This is a genomic window from Caballeronia sp. GAWG1-5s-s (assembly GCF_023631445.1).
Taxonomy (GTDB): Bacteria; Pseudomonadota; Gammaproteobacteria; order Burkholderiales; family Burkholderiaceae; genus Caballeronia.
On the sequence record NZ_JALQDC010000051.1, the window covers coordinates 1 to 2,620 of the forward strand.

2 protein-coding genes are annotated in these 2,620 nt (G+C 60.5%); both read right to left on the reverse strand.

Translation table 11 applies throughout. The features are described 5' to 3' along the window. Positions 1-85: 85 nt before the first annotated feature. The gene (gene istB, locus NCR34_RS27790; RefSeq protein ID WP_250501430.1) at positions 86-874 is read right to left on the reverse strand and encodes an IS21-like element helper ATPase IstB; all 789 of its coding nucleotides are present in this window, start codon (positions 872-874) and stop codon (positions 86-88) included. 2 nt (positions 875-876) lie between these two features. Beyond that, on the reverse strand, positions 877-2,403 hold the full coding sequence (gene istA, locus NCR34_RS27795) for an IS21 family transposase (protein WP_250501431.1): 1,527 nt from the start codon (positions 2,401-2,403) through the stop codon (positions 877-879). Positions 2,404-2,620 lie beyond the last annotated feature (217 nt).

Consider the following 2,620-nt stretch of genomic DNA (forward strand, 5'->3'; position numbering starts at 1 on the left):
GTGTTGCCTTTCGCCGTAAAGGGGCCGGGTGTTTTCGGCGTAATGGCGCCAGCGAAAGGCGCCTGATTCGGGGCTCGAACGGGGATCAAGAATCCTTGTTTTTACCTCCTTTCGCAAGTGCTGATTTGTTGCTCTCGGGCATCGGGCGTGGAACACGGTAGCTCTCGCCGTCGAGCACGACGCGGTACGCGGCATGTCGCAGGCGATCAAGCGTTGCGGCGCCGAGCATTTTGTTGGTCGCGAATGCGTCGCCCCATTCCGTAAAATCCAAATTACTCGTTAAGACAGTCGACGTACGCTCGTACCTCTCGGCAATCAGATCGTGGAAGTCTTCATCTTCGGGCGTGCGCATGGGTTTCAGCCCGAAATCGTCAATGATGAGCAGCGGCACCTTGGCAAGCGCCTGGAAGCGCCGGTCGTAGGAGCCGACGGCTTGCGCATTGCGTAGCGCGCCGAGAAGCCGGGTCTGGGTCATGAACAGGACATCGTGACCTTGCCGGGCGGCGGAGTGGCCCAGTGCCTGCGCCAGATGGCTTTTACCCGTTCCACACGGACCGGCGATCAGCACGCTGACCTTCTCATCGATGAAGCGGCAGGTCGCCAGATCATGGACGACGGCGCGATTAAGGTTGGGCAGCCGGTCGAAGTCGAAACCTTCCAGTGTCTTCTGGCCACGGAAGTTCGCGCGGCGCATGCGGGCGTCGAGCCTTCGATGATCGCGCCGTGCGATCTCGTCCTGGATGAGCAACGTCAGGAAATCGGTATAGGCGAGCTTACGGTCGATGGCTTCACGGTTGCGCGCTTCGAGCGTGTCGAGGATGCCGGACAGTCGCAATTGCTTAAGGGAAGACGTGAGTTCGGGAATTGGATTCATGTTCAATGGATAAGCAGAGTCTGGGTATCGCGGCAGAAGCGGCCGCCGTGGGTGTAGGTACTCGCGCCCGATTCAATGGGCTCGGTCGACAGCCACGACTGATCAAGGCCTTTCTGCAGGATCAGCTTGACGGCTTTGTAGCTTGGGGTACCGAAGTGATTCGCTCGACGGCAGGCCGCCTCCAGGCGGGACGCGCCGAACTGCTGAGCGAAGCGCAGCACGCCCTGTACAGCGCGCAGCTTGATGAGAACCTGATCACCGAAGAGCGCGTGAACAAGCGCGTAGCACGACGGCCCGATACGCTGCGCTTCTCTCAGGCACCATTGGGTGTCGTGCAGTTGCCAGGCCTGTGCTGCTGGCGGCATGTGATCGGCCACCGTGCTACGCGTTCCTGGCGCAGTCTGGCGGACATGCGATGCTGACAGTTCGTGCTCGTAGTAAACCTGCACCATGGTGGCGGTTGCCTTGAGCCACAGCTCTTTACCGGCAAGCCGGAACGGCACGGAATAGTAGGCGCGCTCGAATTGCACATGGGCGTCGCGATGGACCTTCACGCGCGCCCAGGTTGCCAGCTCGGGCGGCACATCGGGAAGCGGCTGCAACAGCGCCCGTTCAACGTCTTCGAAACGCTTGAGCGGCACCTCGCGCGTCGTGCCATGCGTCCGGGTGCTGGCCTCTTGCATCACCCAGGCTTGCGCTTGCCGGTTGGCGTCGTCCAGATCACGAAATTCGCGAAGAGGAAGGAAGCTCGACTTCACGTATTTGACGCCCGATTCGACAATTCCCTTTTTAGCCGGGTCCCTCGGCGGACACGGATCGATCTTGAACGAATACCCTTCGGCGCATTGCGCATAGGCCCGCTGGACTTCGGGTTCGTAGATACAGGCCTTGACGATGGCACACTTGGGGTTATCGATGGTGACGCGTCCCACTACGCCATTGAACCATTCGAAGGCGTGACGATGACATAGCAACCATGTGTCGACGCTCTGGTCGCGGACAAACTCGACGTATTGATGCCGCGACCAGCACAAGGTCATCACGAAGAACCACGTCTTGTGGACCTCGCCCGTGTGCGCGTCCGTGATGGTCGGACCTGCGCCGAAATCAACCTGCGCGGCTTCTGCAGGTTTGAACTCCAGCCGCATCGGTACATCCGGCGTGAGCTCCGCCTTCAATTGCTGAAGTAGCCTGTAGACGGATGAGTAGCTTCCCTCGTAGCCGTGGTTGCGCACCAGCGCGCTGTGAATCGTCGTGCCGGGCACGCCCGCGTCGTGCCACTGCGCAATCTGCTCGCGCCACGGCTCGGCCGACGAGATACAGCTCGCAGGCAGGAACTCCCTTCGGCTGAACGCTGAAGCAAGCTGCGCGTCATCCGGCAGAGCGTTGTCAGGAGAAAGCCACCCCCGCTCGGTTGCGATCCCCCGTACGGCTGCCAGCTTCTTACGGCCCATGATCTTCGAGCGGTCGATATCCCGGTCGGAGTCACCCTGGCGCATTCGCACCAGAACCTGTCGATATTGGTACATCTCGAACTTCCTCTTCAAGCCACCCTCCGGAGCAAATGCGTGCCACGAGGGTAGCGGTTGGCGAAGTTCGAGCGCCCGACTCAGACGCCAGTGGCGCCTTTATGGCGAAAATCTACTGGCGCCTATACGCCGAAAGACTTGTGGCGCCTAAACGCCGAAAAGTCCCCGGCGCCTTTATGCCGAAAACGGTTTGGCTCCTTAACGGCGAAAGTTCACA